Here is a 17,234-nt window from a genome sequence, read left to right on the forward strand (position 1 = left end):
CTGCCCGCTTATGTGGGCAGCTTTTTTACAGCATCTGTGACTTGCTGGATATATTCTTCAACGTTAAATTTACGCTTTGCACCGTTATAGTTCATGTATCGTATGGTGCCGAAAATAGCCCTTTCACGCCATGGTCTGTCGTGTATCCCGCCAATGGACCAAGCTATCCCCGTATATCCGTTGGAATCAACCCCATCGAGCGAGTATGTGTCGTTAAGGTAAATCGCATGATGCATGGCTTCTTCAGGTGAGGCAGTCCATTCCAGAATCTTTTTTGCCCAGTACATGCGCATGTACCCGTGCATTTTTCCAAGATACAGTAGCTCCTGTTGTGCAGCGTTCCAAAGAGGATCGTGTGTTCTTCCTTGTTCCAGCTCCTTTAGTGAATATAAGTAGTCACGAGGGTCAGAGCGATGCTTAGTAAGTGTTTCCTGTGCCCATTTCGGGAAGCAGTCTGTTGAATCATACTGTGGATTGTAGAAGCAGAAATTGTCTGCAAGCTCACGGCGTACCACGAGTTCTTCAAGGAAGACCTCTTTTGCTTCGGCAGGGACTTGAGGGTGGTCTAACGTCGTGAGTACTGCACGTTGAGCGGAAACCATACCGAAATGTAGATATGGAGAAAGGTTGGAGAGTGCATTTTTTGTGGGATCGTTTCTGTGTAGGTATTGGTAAATTTTTTTGTTCACGAAATGATTGAGTACGTCCTGAGCCGCTTTTTCACCGGATTTAAAATTTGTTAGAACAGAAGGGCTATTTTGTTCTGTTTGTGGTGTGGTAAGCGGCTCTGAGCGAAGAGAGCCTTTCCATACTTGCTGCGGGGCGGTGAGTTTTGGAAAAGGCGTAAGGAACTGTTCCAGCAGCCTATGAATTTTGGGGCGGATGGTGCGGGCTGCATATTCCTGTTTGTTAGAAGCATAGCGCACGGGAACTATGTTACGTCCGTCGACTTCAGCAATAGCGCACTCTGTATGCTCCTTAATAGCATGGAGCCATAACCGTTGTGGCTTGAGGGCGGAGTGGTCTGTTACAAGAAGGGATGGGGTAAATATTGTGATGAGTTCTGCCAATTCTTTCGGCTTGTGTGCATTGCAATTAAGGAACTGGATTCCAACTTTCTCAAGCGAACTTTGGAGTTCGGTTAAGCTGTCGAAGAGGAACTTTTTTTGTCTGTATGAGCCTTGCGGTGTTGAGCCGGAGAGGCAGAAAAGAACTAGCAGAGGCAGATTCTGATCGTTTGCCTGCTGCAAGGCATAGAGTAGGGCCCAGTTATCTTGTACTCTGTGTTCACAACGCATCCAATAGATTACGCTTTGGGGCGTTTTAGGTAGTAAGCTTTTGCGTACCATATGAATTCGTTCTGTCCGCATGGTGATTCTCCTGTCTCCAATGAGAGATAGATGCAGTTTAGCAGAAGAGTTCTTTGGTGAAAATGAACATGCGGTGATTAGTAGTAAAGGTACGTTTCCAGAAGGCTGGTATTGTCACTGAATCCCTGCAGGGAAAGCCTTGTGTCTTCTTCCTTGACCAAAGCAGGTCTTTATGGAATAGGCAGTCATCAACGGCGTTGGATGAAAAATTCAACGCCTACAATTTCAGCACATACAGCAGCGCGGTTCTCCGCGCTGTTTTTTGCGAGATCGCACCGTTTTTATGTACAAAACGGAATACAGAGGAACAACCATGAGTAAAGCTTTAGCACGTGAAGTTGATAAACGCCGTACTTTCGGCATCATCAGTCACCCGGACGCCGGTAAAACTACCCTTACAGAAAAACTTTTGCTGTACGGTGGTGCAATTCAGATGGCGGGTTCAGTAAAGTCCCGTAAAGCGGCACGCCACGCTACTTCTGACTGGATGGCGATGGAACAGGAACGCGGTATTTCTGTTACTTCTTCCGTTATGAAGTTTGAATACAAGGGGCATGAAGTAAACCTGCTTGATACACCGGGTCACCAGGACTTTTCCGAAGATACCTACCGTGTACTCACTGCGGTAGACTCTGGCCTTCTGGTAATTGACTCTGCAAAAGGTGTAGAAGCTCAGACCTTGAAGCTCATGGATGTTTGTCGCCTGCGTAACACACCTATTGTTACCTTCATTAATAAGCTTGACCGTGACGGCCTTGATCCTCTGGATGTTATGGCTGACATCGAAGAGCATCTGAAGATTGAATGTGCGCCGCTTACATGGCCTATTGGCATGGGGCAGGAATTTAAAGGTACATGGAATATCTACAAAAACGAACTGCATCTCTTCAGCGCTGTACATGAAGGTAAGACTCAGGAAGGTCTCGTTTTCAACGACGTTAATGATCCTCGCCTTGAAGAGTACCTTGGTGACTACGCTGCACAGCTTCGTGATGAATTGGAATTGCTTGAAGGTGCTGGTAACCCGTTCGACAAAGAACGTTACCTGAACGGTGAACAGACTCCTGTATTCTTCGGTTCTGCAATCAACAACTTTGGTGTGCAGGAAATGTTGGATGCGTTTGTTGAGCTTGCACCGGTTCCCAAAAGCCGTCCTACTACCACTCGAGAAGTGTCACCGTACGAAACAGATTTTTCCGGTGTTGTATTTAAGATTCAGGCAAACATGGATAAAAATCACCGTGACCGTATCGCATTTATGCGTATCTGCTCCGGTAAGTTTACCCGTGGCATGAAGGTTAAGCACCACCGCGTAGGTAAAGATATTGCGATTGCAAACGCGACAATCTTTATGGCGCAGGACAGAACTGGTGTAGATGAAGCGTATGCCGGTGATATTATCGGTATCCATAACCACGGCACAATTAAGATTGGTGATACCTTTACCACCAAAGAAGAGCTGAAGTTTGTCGGTATTCCAAGCTTCTCTCCGGAACATTTTCGTCGTGTGCAGCTCAAAGACCCTATGAAACGTAAGCAGCTGCAGAAAGGCCTTGAACAGCTCGCAGAAGAAGGCGCAGTTCAGCTGTTCCGTCCGATTTCAAACAGTGACTACATTCTTGGAGCCGTAGGTATCCTGCAGTTTGATGTAATCGTACACCGTCTGAAAGAAGAGTATAACGTAAACGCACTCTACGAACCGTGCATGATTACCACCGCTCGTTGGATTAGCAGTGAAGACCAGAAGGTCCTTGCAGACTTTAAAGACTACTACCGCAGCGATCTTGCAATTGATGCTGAAGGATGTCTTGCCTATCTTGCTCCAAACCCTTGGAAGCTTGAATCTGCCCAAGAACGCTATCCAAAGATTGAATTCAGCACTACCCGCGAAATTCGCTAGTGTAAAAAAGATATTAAAACCCCGCATTGGAGTAACTTCAATGCGGGGTTTTTCTTTTCAGATCAATGTAGTGCTGAGTAGTTTGTCTGCACTACGTATTCTGAACTACAGAAAGAAGTTTGCTACGCTTTCTTTTTGCGTTTTTCCCAAAGGCGCATGTCTTTCATTTTCTTTCTACGCTCACGCTGGAGAGATTTACAAACAAGTGGCATACCTTTTTTGTAGCCATATTTTTCGCGGTATTCCTGCATAGTCAGATCATGAGAAAGTAAATGCTTGCGGGTAAGGATCTTAAAAGATTTTCCGCATTCAAGGCAGGTGATGGATTTTTCTTTAATGGCTTTGCTAGGCTCCATTATTGGCTCTTGCTCTATTTCTTCCTGAGTGCCTTCAGCGATCTGTTTAATGCCGAAAGCCAATTTTTGCATCATAGACCCAATTTCGTCTTCGGTCATGGTACGAACGCTAGCCTGTGCCTTTACAATATCCAAGGCCTGCTTCAAATACTCTTCCATTGTTTCCTCCTTCCGTTACGCCACATAATTCGTTGCAATATGTTCCACACGTATTAACTGTCATCGATAGAACACCGGCACTGTTCAGACCCTAATACTGTCTTCTTAAATTCTTACATGAAGCTACGTAGTAAAATATAACATTTCCATTATATTATGTTGGAATAGTGTTTTTACGATAAAAAAAGTACTGTTCCATTTCTTAGAAGCTTTGTTGTAATCGTTAAGAGAGTGTTGTCTTCTCTGTTGGTGGTTTAAATTTCTTTAATATGAAATTTGTATAGTCGTGGTACTCCCCCATGATTTACGCAATTCACATTGGATCACTATATCTTTTTCATTTGATCTAATTTTTCTTCGATAAGAATTACATAGACTGCAATGAGTAATGGTTATCGAGGAAGTAAAGTGCGTTTTTATGTAGTTGAGCCTAACTGCAGTTTAGAGCACAACTTCCATATTAGAATGAATTATAGCAGCATTATAATTTGCACATTTTTAAATTAGATACAGTTATAATTGCATTATTTTGACATGGTTTTGCGCTTGGTTGCCAAACTGCCTATTCGAACGGTAGTCTGTGCGCTCATTCATGTATGGGAGTACACGCAATGGGAAGTAATAAACGGTATTGTATTGGTATTGATACCGGTGGAACATATACAGATGCAGTCATTGTGGAGTTGGAGTCAGGAGCAGTTATTACAACAGCCAAGAGTCCGACAACTCACTATGACATTCAGCGAGGTATCCAGTCGGTTGTAGAAAAGGTGTTGGCAGCATCTAAGATTAATCCGACCGATATTGTCAGAACGTCTGTTTCCACCACTCTGGCGACAAATGCACTAGTGGAAAACAAGGGGGCAGACGTTGCTCTCTTTGTTATCGGATTCAATCAGCGGCTCGAAGTTCCGGCTGTTGCAGCCCGCTTTGTTCCCGGTGGACACACCATTAAAGGTGAAGAGGTGGAGCCGCTAGGTATTCAGTTTATTGTAGACGGGGTAAACGAATTAAAAAATGACGTAGAGGCATGGGCAGTGTGCAGTTCTATGGCGTTTATGAATCCTGTACACGAACTGGTTGCAGCTAAGGCGGTTAAGTTGGTGAGTGATGCCCCTGTGTTTTGTTCACACGAGGCAAGTTCTCGTGCAGGAATGAAAGAGCGTGCTTCCACTGCATGTCTTAATGCTCAGCTGTTACCGGTTATGCGGAAATTTCTTTCCGGCATAAGTAATGCACTTACAGCCTGTGGGATTACAGGTGAGGTGCTTGTAGTACGAGGAGATGCAACCGCTATGCAGATGCAGGAAGCGTTAACGCATGCCGCATCAACTATTGCCAGCGGACCGGCAGCAACTGCTCTTTTCGGAGCAAAAACTACCAATACTACAGATGCCCTTATTCTTGATGTAGGCGGCACCACAACAGATATTACTCTCATTAAAGATGGCAAGCCAGTTGTGGACACTGGTGGCATGTCCATCGGCAAATGGGAAACTCATGTGGAAGCCGTTGAGATGTTTACTGTTGGTATCGGTGGTGACAGTCTTGTGCAGCTTACCCAAGGAAAGCCAATGCAAGTGGGGCCTGATCGGGTGACACCGGTCTGCATGGCAAAGGACATTCCTGCTCCTGAAGAGTGGATTGGCCAAGGTAAGCTGTCCCGCTGCATTGCAATGGTACCAAATTTAGCCCACGATCTAGTTACAGGTTCAACTATTCTCACATGCCTTGCAGAACATGGGGCTATGACACCGCAAGCAATTCTTATGCAGTTAGGTATTGCTGAAATAACTTTCGAGCAGGAATTGACCAAATTACTGCATAAGCAATACGTGATAGAAGTTGGATTTACTCCTACGGATGCACTCCATGTTCTTAAGAAGCTTGATATCGGTGATTATGCCGCTGCCTTTAGTGCTGCCCAGACTCTGGCAGCCATAGAAGGTTGCACAGCAGAAGAGTTTGCCCTTCGCGTTCTTACCCAAGCAGAACGTGTCATCGAAGAAACAGTGCTGAGGCATCTTTCCAAGCGTGAGATAGGCGGCAATCTAGCCAGTTATCTTACAAACCGCGAAGAGAATCCGTTGCTTCAAATTACCGTTTCACTCAATGTACCTATGATCGGAATCGGTGCAGCTGCACCATATTTGCTCACAAACGTTGCTAAACGATTGAATACGGCCATTACGTTCCCTGATCACTTTGCTGTGGGGAACGCTTTAGGGTCTGTGTTTATGGCAGAGCGCAACTGCTAAGTTTTGCAACATGATATGATAGAAAGAGGGAAATGTTATGGAATATAAAGAACAGAGTTTTGAGGCGGTTATTGAGGTTGGAAGTGAGTGTGAAGATTGTGTCATCGTGCATGGCTGGCTTTATGATGGCACAAAATGGGTTCTGCACGCATGGGGGGAAACCGAAGAAGCAGTTTATGATCTCACAGAAACACGCGACCCGCAGCATCGTAGCGAGTATTACAAGACACATGGTGTAACAGAAGAACGTCTGCGTCGTTACTCCCGCGTTGAATTTTTTACGCTCTTGGGCGAAACCAAGCATTTTGGGCCGTACGATAAAGAGTTGTTCTTTGCTACAACGTCTGATGTTGATCCGTTAACAAAATAAATTTTTAAGGTCTCCGGCGGCTGGGGGAAACCTTGTTGAAACAAGGTCCTCCCCCCAGATCCCCTTCTAAAAACTTTTATTGGTGAATAACGCCTGTTGTTGAAGTTCTCACACGGCTTCGATGCACTGACTTGAACAGTAAAAAAGGGCTGTCCTGCATAGCTAGACGGCCTTTTTTTATTTCAACAAAAGGTAGTGAAGTTTAAGCCGTGAGGGACGTAAATAACGTGCTGCCCTCGTAGGTAAAAGTTGTTGGAGAGTCCAGAAGACTTTGTTTCAACAGGGTTCTTTGGACGCCGGAGGCAAAAATAAAAAAAGCGCCGCAGGCTTTCCTGCGGTGCTTTAAAAAATTTTGTTATAACACGATGCGATGTGACGCTTGCAGCTTAGGCAACGTTGAGACTCGCTTGTCGAGTGGGAAGACAAGCGGGAAAGGATTGCGTCGTGGAATAATTGGTGTGCCCGCGCAGAGTCCTTTTGAGTCGGCAAGTGCTCTTTCACCTATAGGGTCTACACCTGTGACTGCGGATTTGTCTTGTAATGAAAGGATATTGACTACGGATTGCGCACTGGCGTCAATCATGGATCGTAAATATTTGCGGTCTGCTGCACCGGGCATAGTGTTATGGATAAGCTTGAGAGAGCTTTTCCATGGGAATGCACCACAGAGTGCTACGCTGCTGCGGAACACTTGCTTGCGGATGGCAAAGCCGTTTTTGTTCTTGTTTGTGGCTGCGAGAAGTTCGCAGTCATGGTCGGTGCAGGAAATTTTGAATAGCCCGCGTACGCTGTTACTGTTCCAACGTACCATACGGTCTGCTTGTGCTTCAATGTATACATGTCCGAGCTTGCCGGAAGTTGGCGCTCCAGACATGAGGCTAGGAACATAGTTGTTGTGCGCTACTACGTCTGCTGCAAGGTGAGAAAGGTAGCCATATGCGTAGGCGCGTAGTTTAGGACTTTGAACGTTTTTGAGTAGCGTTAGACCTGTTTCCCAGTTGTGACTGTGACCGGGAACAACTGTGCTGCCTTTTCCAATGAAGATGTCGGCTGAGAGTGCGCCATATTTAAAGGCGTCTTTGTGCAGTGCAATGGTGTGCGCAACAGATGCAGGAAGAATAGAAAGATTGGAAAGCAGCCATTCTGCTATGGAAATGTGAACTCCCGGTCCCCATGCGTATGCAGCTTCCGGAAGCAAAACAAAAGCAAAGGCAGCTACCGCCGCCAATACCAAACCTTTTTTCATATTACCCCATCCCCTCTAAGAATGCCCGAAAAAGCCGGGCTGAGATAAAGAGTAATACTGCTGCTCAGAAAGTCAACACTTCAAAAACTAGAGTCGATCCATTGCTTCAAATAAATTTTCTATGATGGTGTTGGAGACTAGCATGCCGCGTTTCGTAAGGTTCAGATACCCATTACGAATTTTAACTAGGTGGTGTTGATGCAGTGTTGTGATCATTGGGCGAAAATCTTCCATAAAACTTCTTCCGGTGAGCTCTTTGTAGGCTGTAAGGCGTAATCCGCGTGCGGTACGCAGGCGAAGCATGATAAGTTCCTGCATGCGCTCATGCGGTGTAAGAGTCTCAGCGTTGGTGCCAAGTTGTCCGTTTGCGGCTTGCTCTGCGTATGTTTCGAGGACCTTGGTGTTTGCCCAGCGTTTGCTGTTTATGGTTGATACGGCTGAAGGACCAAGGCCTAGGTAGTCTGCGCCTTCCCAGTAGCCTAGGTTGTGGCGGCACTGGAAGCCCATACGGGCAAAATTGGAAATTTCGTAGTGGCTGTAGCCTTGGAGCTCAAGGAAGTCGGAACCGTAAAGGAACATTTTTCCTTGGTCATCGTCAGAAGGCAGGTCCAGCTTTCCATCGTCGTACGCAACTTCGAACGGAGTGTTTTCTTCGATTGTAAGGCTGTAGCAGGAGATATGGTCAGGGCCGAGCTTTACGATTTGTTTCAACTCCTCGAGCCAGTGTTTGATGCGTTGCTCAGGTAATCCCCATATGAAATCAATGTTGATGTTGCCGAACCCGCTTTTGCGGGCCAGTTCGATTGCTGCAATGGCTTGCTTAGCAGAATGCGGTCTTCCTAATGTGTGCAGCAGATTTCGGTTGAGGCTTTGAATCCCGAGGCTAAGTCTGTTGATTCCTGAACTGCGAACGTCGTGCAGAAACGTTCCCCGTGCAGCGGACTCGGGGTTAGCTTCCATACTTATCTCTGCCCCGTTGCCAATGGCAAAGGTCTTAGCAATTCTGTTAAGTATAGTATCAATAGCCTTGGATGGGAGCATGGAAGGCGTACCACCACCAAAGAAGATGGTCTCAACTGGGGCATTGCCGAGCCTGTCGCCCCAGAGGGCGATGTCGCGCATCAATGCATCTAGATACACCTGCATAGCGTTTTCATCCGGCACTTGAGAATGAAACGCACAATACCCGCATTTACTGCGGCAGAATGGGACATGTAAGTATAGCAACATAACGGGGTGAAAGTAGGTTCAGGCAGGCTATGCGTCAAGGGGTTGTTGTGTGTAGAGCAGGATATAAAAATACAGGCATGATTGTTGACGTATCAAGGTTTTTACTCTATTGACATATCAACAGTTGATGTGAGCTTTCGATTTTTATTCAAGAGAAAGGGTGAGATATGAAGCGCTTTCAGGACGATAAGTTTCCACTAGGGTATGCAGTTGCAATGACTCATCGTATGCAGGCTGCAAAAGCAAAAGAAAAAGTTGCTCAGTACGGCATTACGTTTGGGCAGGTTCCTTTTTTAATGGAGATTTTGCGCAATAAGGAGCCAATGACACAGGATGCGTTGTCAAAGGCGCTTTTTATTGATCCTGCTGCAACGGCACGGGCTGTAGAGCAGCTGGAAATCAAAGGGCTTGTTAAGCGCAAGGTTAATCCCAAAAATCGAAGACAAAAACTGGTATCTGCTACTGATAAGGCAACGTGGATGAAAGGTGACATACGTGCATCTTTACGTGAAGCAATGCAGGAAGTGCTTGAACCGCTGACCACGGAAGAGCAGGAAACTTTGGCAATGCTTCTATCCAAGATTTGCGAGCACGGCGCGCAAACATAACGCTTATACGCTACAGACACACTATTCTGATTATGGAGCTGTTTTTATGACAACCAATAAAACTGTCTCACCTGCGGCAGCAACGTTTATCGTTGCTGCCGTTCAGTTTTTGACACCATTTATGATGTCAGCCGTAGGGGTGGCTTTACCTTCTATCGGCAAAGAATTTTCTGCCGGTGCATTTCAGCTTGGACTTGTTGAAATGGCGTACATTCTGGCAGGCGGAATACTTATGCTTCCGTGCGGACGTTTCGCTGATATTCGGGGGCGTAAGAAGGTCTTTTTGACTGGTCTTGTTGTTTTTATCTGTGCCACGTTTTTCATTGCGTTGGCGCCATCCATGGAAGCACTTATTCTTTTGCGTTTTGTGCAAGGTGCAGGCTCTGCGCTTGTTGCAGCAAACAGTATTGCCATTATTTCATCAGTAGTACCGCCCCAAGTGCGAGGCAGGGCGATGGGGATTGTGGCAGCTTCTGTTTATATGGGGCTTTCTGCCAGCCCTACTCTCACTGGATTTATTATCCAATATGGCAGTTGGCGTTGGATTTTCTGGGGCGCGTTACCGCTTCAGCTTGCAGCGTTGTGGCTTACCTTTACTCGTTTGCACGGGGAGTGGTTCGGCGCAAAAGGTGCACCGTTCGACTGGAAGGGCAGTCTTATGTATGCAGCTGCAATCTGTATGGCTATGACAGGTATTACCCATTTAAAAGCTGGTGGAATTTTTCCAATCTTGTTTGTTCTCGGAATTCTGGGGCTTTGTGCGTTTTTTTTCTGGGAAGCAAAGGAAGAGCATCCTATTCTTAACGTTCCGCTCTTAAAGAAGAATCGTACATTCTCTTTGAGCAGCCTCGTCTTGTTAGCAAACTACGCATCATCTTTTGGCGTAACATTTTTCTTCAGTCTGTATTTGCAGCAGATTAAGGGTGTTTCACCACAGTATACTGGGCTTACTCTCGTCATTCAGCCTGCCATCATGGCCGTCCTTTCGCCTTTTGTAGGGGCGCTTGGCGATAAGGTAAATCCAGGAAAGCTTACAATGTTTGGCCTTGCTTTATGTACGGTTGCGCTTTCTATATGCTCAACTGTGACTGCTTCCACCAGCATTGTGACACTCATGTCTATTCTGGTGTTACTTGGATTTGGTTTTGCTTTCTTCTCATCACCAAACCTTACAGTCATCATGAACTGTGTGGAACCAAAACATTATGGTGTGGCAGCAAGCCTTTCCGCTACCATGCGTACGCTTGGTATGCTTACAGCCATGGTTTCTATTTCTTTTATCCTGAGTTTACTTATGGGCAGTAACTCTGTTTCAGATGCACCTGAAGCATTTATTTCGTCTATGCAAACAGGCTTCTCAATATTTACTGTCGTCAGTGCAATCGGCGTTGCTTGCTCATTTGCCAGCCTTCGGGCGCAGAAACATTCGGCAATGTATCAAGCCGTGCCGGAAGGCTCAGATGCATAGAATATGCAAGGTGAGGCGTATCAATCTATAAAGATTGTATTTTTGTAGAAAATAATCTTAGCACTACAACCATGCTTCCTTTACGCTGCCATTATGATTTTTGTTCTTTGGATATGGGTATTGGATGGCATGGTTGTCAGATGGATCTAATCTATCTCGCTGTATTTTTTATTATTCTCGCCTTTGTCGGTTTTATGTCCTATATTACTGAATTATTGAATAGTAATCTGTGGTCGGGTGCATGCATCTAGCGCTCACTGGCAGGAGTAGATTGTTAGTAAACGTAAAATAGGCGGAGTCACTGTTAGTTAGGTTGCCGCATGGTGACGATATCGTGCATGTTGGTTTCCCGATTGTGATCTCGCTAATGACGTTATTCTCTGTTCTTATGATGGAGTAGGTTGTGTCCAGACTATTCGAAGAGCAATATTCTATTTCGATTTAAGATTTTTACATGTTTGTACATTATGTAGTTTGCCGAACTCATTAGAAATCTGAAAAAGATTCTATATTATTAGGAATAACTCCTTCTAAGGTGTTGACGTCGGTCTGCTCCAGATGATCTTTATTAGCTCGTGTATAATATGGAATGTGGTAACTAGTTGAGAACGTTTGTAAGGGTTTTATGTCTATTCAGCAGAAAATAAACACAAAAAGAGTATGCTTGTTTGTTGTTGCAGTAGTATTAGTTGTTGCAGCAGCGTATTCATCATTAACACCATCACAAACCGAACAGATCGCTCAGAGCGGAAGTGAAAATGCCACTCCTGTCGCTACTTCTACAGTATCACCGGAAGTCCTTGTTGCTTCAGCGACGCAAGAAGCTCAGGCTATTTCAGAACCTGCGCTACCTCCACAGCCTGTTGTGGAAGTGTTCAACGGGAAAATAGAAAAAGGGGCAACTGCCTCCACTCTTCTGAATAAATGGCTTACCAAAGCGGAAGTATATCAGCTTGCAGCCGCAACTGATAAAGCATTCCGTCTCACCAAAATCCGTCGGGGACGACCATACAGAGTCGTTACCACCGATGGGGAATTCACAAGATTTGAATACGAGATCGATAACGATCAATATCTGTCTGTAGCAAAAACAGATGAAGGTTTTGTGGCCGAATGCAAGGATATTAAGTACGACATTATCACCGAGCGTGTTAATGGTATTATTGCATCAAGCTTGTATGAAGCTATGACTGCTAGTGGTGAAAAGCCTGCGCTTGCTGTTCGGATTGGTGATATCTTCGGTTGGGAGATCGACTTTATCCGTGACATCCGAAAGAATGACTCTTTTACTGCAGTTGTTGAAAAGCGCTACCGTGATGGCAAATTTCAAGGCTACGGGAAGATTCTCGCTGCCCGTTTTGTGAATCAGGGTAACAAGTATGAAGGGTATTACTTGAAGGATAAGGATGGCTTTACGCAGTATTATACTGCGGATGGCAAAAACCTGCGTCGTGCGTTCTTAAAAGCGCCACTCAAGTTTACTCGAATTTCTTCTAAGTTCACCAATCGTCGTTTGCATCCGATTCTTAAGACATACCGCCCACATCATGGTGTTGATTATGCCGCCCCTCGCGGAACTCCTGTGTATGCTATTGGCAACGGAAAGATTGTTAAGGTTTCTCGCAGTAGAGGTGCTGGTAAGTATGTGAAAATTCGTCATAGCAATGGGTATGAATCTGCCTACTTACACCTTAGTCGATTTGCCAGAGGACTTAAGGTTGGTAAAAAGGTTAAGCAGGGACAGTTGATTGCTTATGTAGGTTCCACAGGGTATTCAACCGGCCCGCATCTTGACTTTCGTATGAAAAGGAACGGGAAGTATATTAACCCGACAAGAGCAACAAACCCGCGTGCACCAAAGGCTACCAAAGAACAACTTACTATTTTGAAAGAAAAGGTAGAGTTGCTTCGTCTGGATAATGATACTGCTCAGGCCCCTGAACAGGTTGTTGGCAAGGGAGCATAGGTTGTTTGACGAAAGCAGGTTCTAGTAGCTTGCATATTGAGCTTAACCAGTTTTTATAACGGTGCGGCTTATATTTCATTAGGTTCGTGAATAAATAAGGGTGGAGTTTTTTACTCCACCCTTTTTGTTTGCCGATTTGATGAGTTTCAACCGTTCTATAACATTCCGTATTTTTTATGCTGTGACGAAGTGCTATATTCTTTTTGGAAGAAGGAACTTGTTTTTCAAGGTTACGTTGTATCTTAAGGCGGTAGCACAGTGTCTAGTGTGAGCTGTAAATAAAGTAGACGCTGTTTTTTTAGTTAAAAAAGAGCAGGTAGTAACGTTCCTGCCGGAGATGTTACGAGCCTTGAACATTCCCCCTTTTTTATTTTTCTTCCTCTTTAATTTCATCCTGACCGGTTAATTTCAAAATATCGTTGGCAGTTTTGCCATCCATAGCTGCATAGACTTTCTTTTTAATTTCATCTTTAGAGAAGGTACCTTCCAATGTTGCTTCAAGTGTCTTTTTTGCAGTGAATGCTGCAAAAGCAGCTTTAACACGCAATTTGTCTTTTTCAGGTACTTCTTTCATTACTTCTTCATAAGAAGTATCAAAAGCTTCTTCAGAAGATCCATCAATTGTAGGGGTGCAGCCGATCAAGCCGAGCAGAAGAGCAGCTACAGCAAAAAATGTAATAATCTTTTTAAGTTTCATGGTTCACCTTTTGGGGTAGGAAAATGGAAATGCTCACAGTTGGAACAATGGTATATTGGGCTATAAAAAGTCAACAGCACAGTTTTTAACATTGTAAGTCGTCTTTTATAGTTTAGTTACTAGGCGTTTCGAACTAAAGTAATTTTGAATTGTTAGGCAGCAATATGAAAAATATTTTTTTGTAGAGAGAATGAAGGCTTTAGTGGCGAGTTCAACAGGAGACAGAGGGATACAGTAGATTAATAGAAAGGGGTATAGCGTGTTGTGTGCAAGAAAGAGCTTTTATTTTCTAAGAAATGAGAGTTCTTGATATTGATTGCGCTGGGGAAAGATGAGGTTTTTGTCTATGGAGTTTGAATAGTGTCGGAGCTTATTTGTTATTGTTTTAGTTACACTGCCGAAGATATTGAGCAGGACGTTCTTGATAACGGAAGATCAACTATTTTTGAAATTATCATGAACGAGAAAAAGGTCGGTGGTTGTCAATGTGCGGAAAAAAATCCCAAAGGTTGTTGATGTCTTGCGGACGTCCGCCGGGTAGTGGACAATGTGATACGCGACAAGGGCATTGCACCAGTCTCTCCTAAGGTGCCCCTTTAGTTGTGAGTTTTTTATATCTTAGGAGAATGATATGGAATTCACTTTCGGTGTAGCCAATGTGAAGAGTTATTTTAAGAAAGGATGCCAGGTTAGCGAGATCGTGAGGCTGACGGGAATGAGCGAGGCCAGCATCTACAAAAAGCGCAGTGGATAAGTATGCTGTCGCATCGGGGAGGTTCGAAAAAAAAAAGCAGTTGTGATTGTGAGAGCCTTTTTGTTCGATGGTTTCGGGGAGGGCGTCTTGACTATTTTCGAAAGCTCTCTCATTTCTAGTATTTATATAACAGTCTGAAATAAATCAGCTTATTGTGTGGAGTGGCAGCTAGCCCTAGTCTTGCTGAAAATGAAAAGTACCCCATTTTGACCTACCTGCAAGGTGACGGATAGAGGAGGTCAGGTGCTTCTAGACTGCTAAGCTGTTGACCAGTGCTATTTGTCGATGCTTACCCTGTTTCTTCCATTAGTTTTGCTTAGGTATAGCTGTTGGTCAGCTCTCTGCAGAACAGAGTGTATGTCTTCATTCTTTTTGGCAATTGTTCCGCCGACTGATGCTGTTACTTTGATAATAGTATTATCATGTTCCAACCAACTTTTTTCAACCAGCATACGAACTCTTTCCCCTACGGTAAGTAAATCCTGGATAGTGCTAGTAGGGAGAATGAGCAAAAACTCCTCTCCGCCCCAACGAGATGCGGTATCAGTATTTCGTAAACCTGAATTGAGAGAGCTTGCGACCATGCGCAGTATTTCATCTCCGATAGCGTGCCCCCAAGTGTCGTTAATGGTTTTAAAATGATCAATATCAACAAATAGTACCCCGTAAGAAGTGTCGGTTGGTGGGCGAGAAACCTTTTTCAATGTCATTTCGCCAAAACGCCTATTGCCAATCCCTGTTAGCCAATCTTGCAAGGCTTCTTCACGTAGTTTTTCTACCTCTGCAACAAGCTGTTCTTGAGCGGAAAGTAGCGAGTAAAACTGGGTACCTCCAATGATAGTTCCAAGTTGGTTTTGTAACGGGTAGGTCTTAACTCTTAGCGCTATGCGATGACCGTTTTTGTGGCGCAAAAAAACACTATGCTCTGAATGCGTCTTTTTTTGAACAGCCTCTTTTAGAGGGCAATCAGTATCACACAATTCTTTTCCTTCGGAGTTAATAGAGCATAGCTTGTTATTAGCGCATGGGTTGCCAAGTACTTCAACCGAGCTATACCCAGTTATTTTTTCCATCGCCTTATTCCAAAATAATATTTCATTATTTGTATCAACAACAGAAACCCCATCAGGAAGGACAGTAAGTACTTCTCGGTAAAAATTTTTTTCCATAGAACTTGCTCCTAACCGTAGGTGTGATGTTCTTAACTAACATACTTCACCTACCCATTAGCAATTACAATTGGGAACATGTCACTTCTTTTTATTTTGTTGAGATTACGCAATTGGCTGTTTTAAAGAGGGAATAGTCGTAGTGGCTACTTTTGTGCTTTGTTAAGACAGACTATTTTAGAGAGAAAAGAGACGGATTGTTGTTAGGTTGGGCTGCCTGCACTGTGTAGCAAGGCAAGAGATGGGATGATAAGTAGACGACGTCGGAGTGATGTGACCAACTTGGAGTCTACTTTGTGTAACCTGAAGTGTTGATGGGGATCGAAACGAAAAAAGCTCTTGCGAATGCAAGAGCTTTTATATTCGATGGTGCCGGGGGGGAGACTCGACTATTCTCGGAAGTTCTCTCATCTCTGGCTTTGATATAAGTATCTGCACTTGTTTTGTTTTCTGCTTCAAATGTCAACGCTTCCTAGTTTCGCAGAAATTGAAAGTTAACCCATTTTTGACCTACCTACAAGGGGGTTGAAGAAAGGCGGTTAAATGCCTCCAGTGTGTTTATTAGTGATCAGTATTGCATCGTCGATGCTTACCATATTTCTTCCATTGCTTTTGCAAAAGTACAGTTGCTTGTCAGCACGTTGAAGCACGGAAGTTACATCTTCGCCTTTTGTTACCATAGCTCCGCCAATTGACGCTGTAACTTTGATAATAGTCCCCTGATACTCCAACCAGCTTTTTTCAACCAACATTCGTAGGCGTTCACCGATGGTGACCAGTTCCTGAACGGTGCTTGAGGGGAGAATAAGTAGAAACTCTTCGCCACCCCAGCGTGATATTGCGTCGCCAGTACGCAATCCTGAGCTAACAGAGTTGGCGACCATGCGAAGCACGTCATCTCCTACAGAGTGTCCCCATGTGTCATTAACATGTTTGAAGTGATCAATATCGACGAACAAAAGACCGTAGGGAGTGTCCGATGCTTTGCGAGTGAGGTTTTCCAGTGTGATTTCACCAAAGCGTCTATTGCCAACTTTTGTTAGTCTGTCTGTTAGGGCTGTGTTACGTAGTTTTTCAAGCTCTGCTAAAAAATTATCTTGAGAAGAGAGTTGGGAAAAGAACTCAACAGCGCCAACTACTTTTCCCGCCTGATCCTTTAACGGAGTGGCTTTGACTGTAACTGGCACACGGTGACCAAGTTTATGGTGTAAAAAAACGTCGGCTTCGGCAAGGTTGCCGTTACGGATCGTTGATCTAAGAGGGCAGCCTTTAGTGCATAGTTCTTCGCCTTCAGCAGTAACATGACAAAGCACGTTGTCAGCACATCGTTTGCCGAGCACTTCTGAAGAGCTATACCCAGTTACCTTCTCTGCACCATCACTCCAGAATAATATTTCGCGTTTTTTATTTACAACATAGACCCCGTCAGAAAGAGCCATTAGGACGTCTTTATAAAAGTCTGTATCCATCGATTGTCCTCCTACTTATGGGCATAGTATATCTACTAAAATGCGTAATAGTGCTGAAGGCAAGTAGAATTTGTAGTTTTGTTCACTGATGATGTTTTGAAGCATATAACGACAAGGAGTAGTTCCAACGGGGGTATAGCCAAAGCGGAAGCACTGGAGCTCTGTCTAGATTGTCCATTTTAGGAGAGGGCACGACCTTTAATGGTATTCCGCT

The 17,234-nt window shown here is 44.5% G+C and carries 15 protein-coding genes; 8 read left to right on the forward strand and 7 right to left on the reverse strand.

Annotated elements, in window-relative coordinates; translation table 11 throughout:
- Window positions 1-8 precede the first annotated feature (8 nt).
- A complete protein-coding gene (locus BUR09_RS05740) occupies window positions 9-1,370 on the reverse strand; it encodes a deoxyribodipyrimidine photo-lyase (RefSeq protein WP_074216003.1) in 1,362 nt (453 codons plus the stop codon).
- A gap of 313 nt (window positions 1,371-1,683) precedes the next feature.
- Here BUR09_RS05740 and BUR09_RS05745 point away from each other — a divergent pair, with 313 nt between their 5' ends.
- Complete coding sequence (locus BUR09_RS05745; protein WP_074216004.1) at window positions 1,684-3,270, forward strand: peptide chain release factor 3; 1,587 nt, start codon at window positions 1,684-1,686, stop codon at window positions 3,268-3,270.
- A 122-nt stretch (window positions 3,271-3,392) separates the two neighbouring features.
- Here BUR09_RS05745 and BUR09_RS05750 read toward each other — a convergent pair whose 3' ends face one another.
- Entirely contained in the window at window positions 3,393-3,785 is a 393-nt protein-coding gene (locus BUR09_RS05750; RefSeq protein ID WP_074216005.1) for a MucR family transcriptional regulator, read from the reverse strand.
- A 611-nt stretch (window positions 3,786-4,396) separates the two neighbouring features.
- Between BUR09_RS05750 and BUR09_RS05755 the strand changes: the two genes are divergently transcribed.
- Together BUR09_RS05755 and BUR09_RS05760 are read left to right on the forward strand one after the other, a co-directional pair.
- On the forward strand, window positions 4,397-6,043 hold the full coding sequence (locus BUR09_RS05755) for a hydantoinase/oxoprolinase family protein (protein ID WP_074216006.1): 1,647 nt from the start codon (window positions 4,397-4,399) through the stop codon (window positions 6,041-6,043).
- Window positions 6,044-6,080: 37 nt separating this feature from the next.
- Window positions 6,081-6,413, forward strand: a complete 333-nt coding sequence (locus tag BUR09_RS05760) for a hypothetical protein (protein ID WP_074216007.1) — start codon at window positions 6,081-6,083, stop codon at window positions 6,411-6,413.
- Window positions 6,414-6,768: 355 nt separating this feature from the next.
- On the opposite strand, the gene BUR09_RS05765 is transcribed toward BUR09_RS05760, so the two are convergent.
- Window positions 6,769-7,659, reverse strand: coding sequence for a zinc dependent phospholipase C family protein (locus tag BUR09_RS05765; protein ID WP_074216008.1), 891 nt, complete (start codon window positions 7,657-7,659; stop codon window positions 6,769-6,771).
- Window positions 7,660-7,746: 87 nt separating this feature from the next.
- Entirely contained in the window at window positions 7,747-8,889 is a 1,143-nt protein-coding gene (hemW, locus tag BUR09_RS05770; protein ID WP_074216009.1) for a radical SAM family heme chaperone HemW, read from the reverse strand.
- A gap of 167 nt (window positions 8,890-9,056) precedes the next feature.
- On the opposite strand from hemW, the gene BUR09_RS05775 reads away from it, so the two are divergent.
- From BUR09_RS05775 to BUR09_RS05785, 3 genes are all read left to right on the forward strand, one after another.
- On the forward strand, window positions 9,057-9,497 hold the full coding sequence (locus tag BUR09_RS05775) for a MarR family winged helix-turn-helix transcriptional regulator (RefSeq protein WP_074216010.1): 441 nt from the start codon (window positions 9,057-9,059) through the stop codon (window positions 9,495-9,497).
- A gap of 46 nt (window positions 9,498-9,543) precedes the next feature.
- Window positions 9,544-10,965 carry an MFS transporter gene (locus BUR09_RS05780; RefSeq protein ID WP_074216011.1) on the forward strand — a complete coding sequence of 474 codons (1,422 nt, stop codon included), beginning with the start codon at window positions 9,544-9,546 and terminating at the stop codon, window positions 10,963-10,965.
- Between the two features lie 664 nt (window positions 10,966-11,629).
- Entirely contained in the window at window positions 11,630-12,931 is a 1,302-nt protein-coding gene (locus BUR09_RS05785; RefSeq protein ID WP_245796709.1) for a M23 family metallopeptidase, read from the forward strand.
- A 367-nt stretch (window positions 12,932-13,298) separates the two neighbouring features.
- Here BUR09_RS05785 and BUR09_RS05790 read toward each other — a convergent pair whose 3' ends face one another.
- Window positions 13,299-13,628 carry a DUF6694 family lipoprotein gene (locus BUR09_RS05790; RefSeq protein ID WP_074216013.1) on the reverse strand — a complete coding sequence of 110 codons (330 nt, stop codon included), beginning with the start codon at window positions 13,626-13,628 and terminating at the stop codon, window positions 13,299-13,301.
- 360 nt (window positions 13,629-13,988) lie between these two features.
- On the opposite strand from BUR09_RS05790, the gene BUR09_RS17030 reads away from it, so the two are divergent.
- Together BUR09_RS17030 and BUR09_RS17125 are read left to right on the forward strand one after the other, a co-directional pair.
- Window positions 13,989-14,228 carry a bacterioferritin-associated ferredoxin gene (locus tag BUR09_RS17030; RefSeq protein ID WP_245796710.1) on the forward strand — a complete coding sequence of 80 codons (240 nt, stop codon included), beginning with the start codon at window positions 13,989-13,991 and terminating at the stop codon, window positions 14,226-14,228.
- A 31-nt stretch (window positions 14,229-14,259) separates the two neighbouring features.
- A complete protein-coding gene (locus BUR09_RS17125; protein WP_281248138.1) occupies window positions 14,260-14,382 on the forward strand; it encodes a hypothetical protein in 123 nt (40 codons plus the stop codon).
- A gap of 275 nt (window positions 14,383-14,657) precedes the next feature.
- Here the strand turns inward: BUR09_RS17125 and BUR09_RS05800 are convergent, their stop codons facing one another.
- Window positions 14,658-15,551, reverse strand: a complete 894-nt coding sequence (locus BUR09_RS05800) for a sensor domain-containing diguanylate cyclase (protein WP_074216015.1) — start codon at window positions 15,549-15,551, stop codon at window positions 14,658-14,660.
- A gap of 539 nt (window positions 15,552-16,090) precedes the next feature.
- A complete protein-coding gene (locus BUR09_RS05805) occupies window positions 16,091-17,020 on the reverse strand; it encodes a sensor domain-containing diguanylate cyclase (protein ID WP_074216016.1) in 930 nt (309 codons plus the stop codon).
- Window positions 17,021-17,234 lie beyond the last annotated feature (214 nt).

This window comes from Halodesulfovibrio marinisediminis DSM 17456 (assembly GCF_900129975.1).
GTDB classification, from domain to species: domain Bacteria; phylum Desulfobacterota; class Desulfovibrionia; order Desulfovibrionales; family Desulfovibrionaceae; genus Halodesulfovibrio; species Halodesulfovibrio marinisediminis.

What these genes read in the sequence shown, in the direction of transcription:
- BUR09_RS05740 (WP_074216003.1), bottom strand. Translation starts at nt 1,370, where the DNA reads ATGCGGACAGAACGAATTCATATGGTACGCAAAAGCTTACTACCTAAA.
- BUR09_RS05745 (WP_074216004.1), top strand. Translation starts at nt 1,684, where the DNA reads ATGAGTAAAGCTTTAGCACGTGAAGTTGATAAACGCCGTACTTTCGGC.
- BUR09_RS05750 (WP_074216005.1), bottom strand. Translation starts at nt 3,785, where the DNA reads ATGGAAGAGTATTTGAAGCAGGCCTTGGATATTGTAAAGGCACAGGCT.
- BUR09_RS05755 (WP_074216006.1), top strand. Translation starts at nt 4,397, where the DNA reads ATGGGAAGTAATAAACGGTATTGTATTGGTATTGATACCGGTGGAACA.
- BUR09_RS05760 (WP_074216007.1), top strand. Translation starts at nt 6,081, where the DNA reads ATGGAATATAAAGAACAGAGTTTTGAGGCGGTTATTGAGGTTGGAAGT.
- BUR09_RS05765 (WP_074216008.1), bottom strand. Translation starts at nt 7,659, where the DNA reads ATGAAAAAAGGTTTGGTATTGGCGGCGGTAGCTGCCTTTGCTTTTGTT.
- hemW (WP_074216009.1), bottom strand. Translation starts at nt 8,889, where the DNA reads ATGTTGCTATACTTACATGTCCCATTCTGCCGCAGTAAATGCGGGTAT.
- BUR09_RS05775 (WP_074216010.1), top strand. Translation starts at nt 9,057, where the DNA reads ATGAAGCGCTTTCAGGACGATAAGTTTCCACTAGGGTATGCAGTTGCA.
- BUR09_RS05780 (WP_074216011.1), top strand. Translation starts at nt 9,544, where the DNA reads ATGACAACCAATAAAACTGTCTCACCTGCGGCAGCAACGTTTATCGTT.
- BUR09_RS05790 (WP_074216013.1), bottom strand. Translation starts at nt 13,628, where the DNA reads ATGAAACTTAAAAAGATTATTACATTTTTTGCTGTAGCTGCTCTTCTG.
- BUR09_RS17125 (WP_281248138.1), top strand. Translation starts at nt 14,260, where the DNA reads ATGGAATTCACTTTCGGTGTAGCCAATGTGAAGAGTTATTTTAAGAAA.
- BUR09_RS05800 (WP_074216015.1), bottom strand. Translation starts at nt 15,551, where the DNA reads ATGGAAAAAAATTTTTACCGAGAAGTACTTACTGTCCTTCCTGATGGG.
- BUR09_RS05805 (WP_074216016.1), bottom strand. Translation starts at nt 17,020, where the DNA reads ATGGATACAGACTTTTATAAAGACGTCCTAATGGCTCTTTCTGACGGG.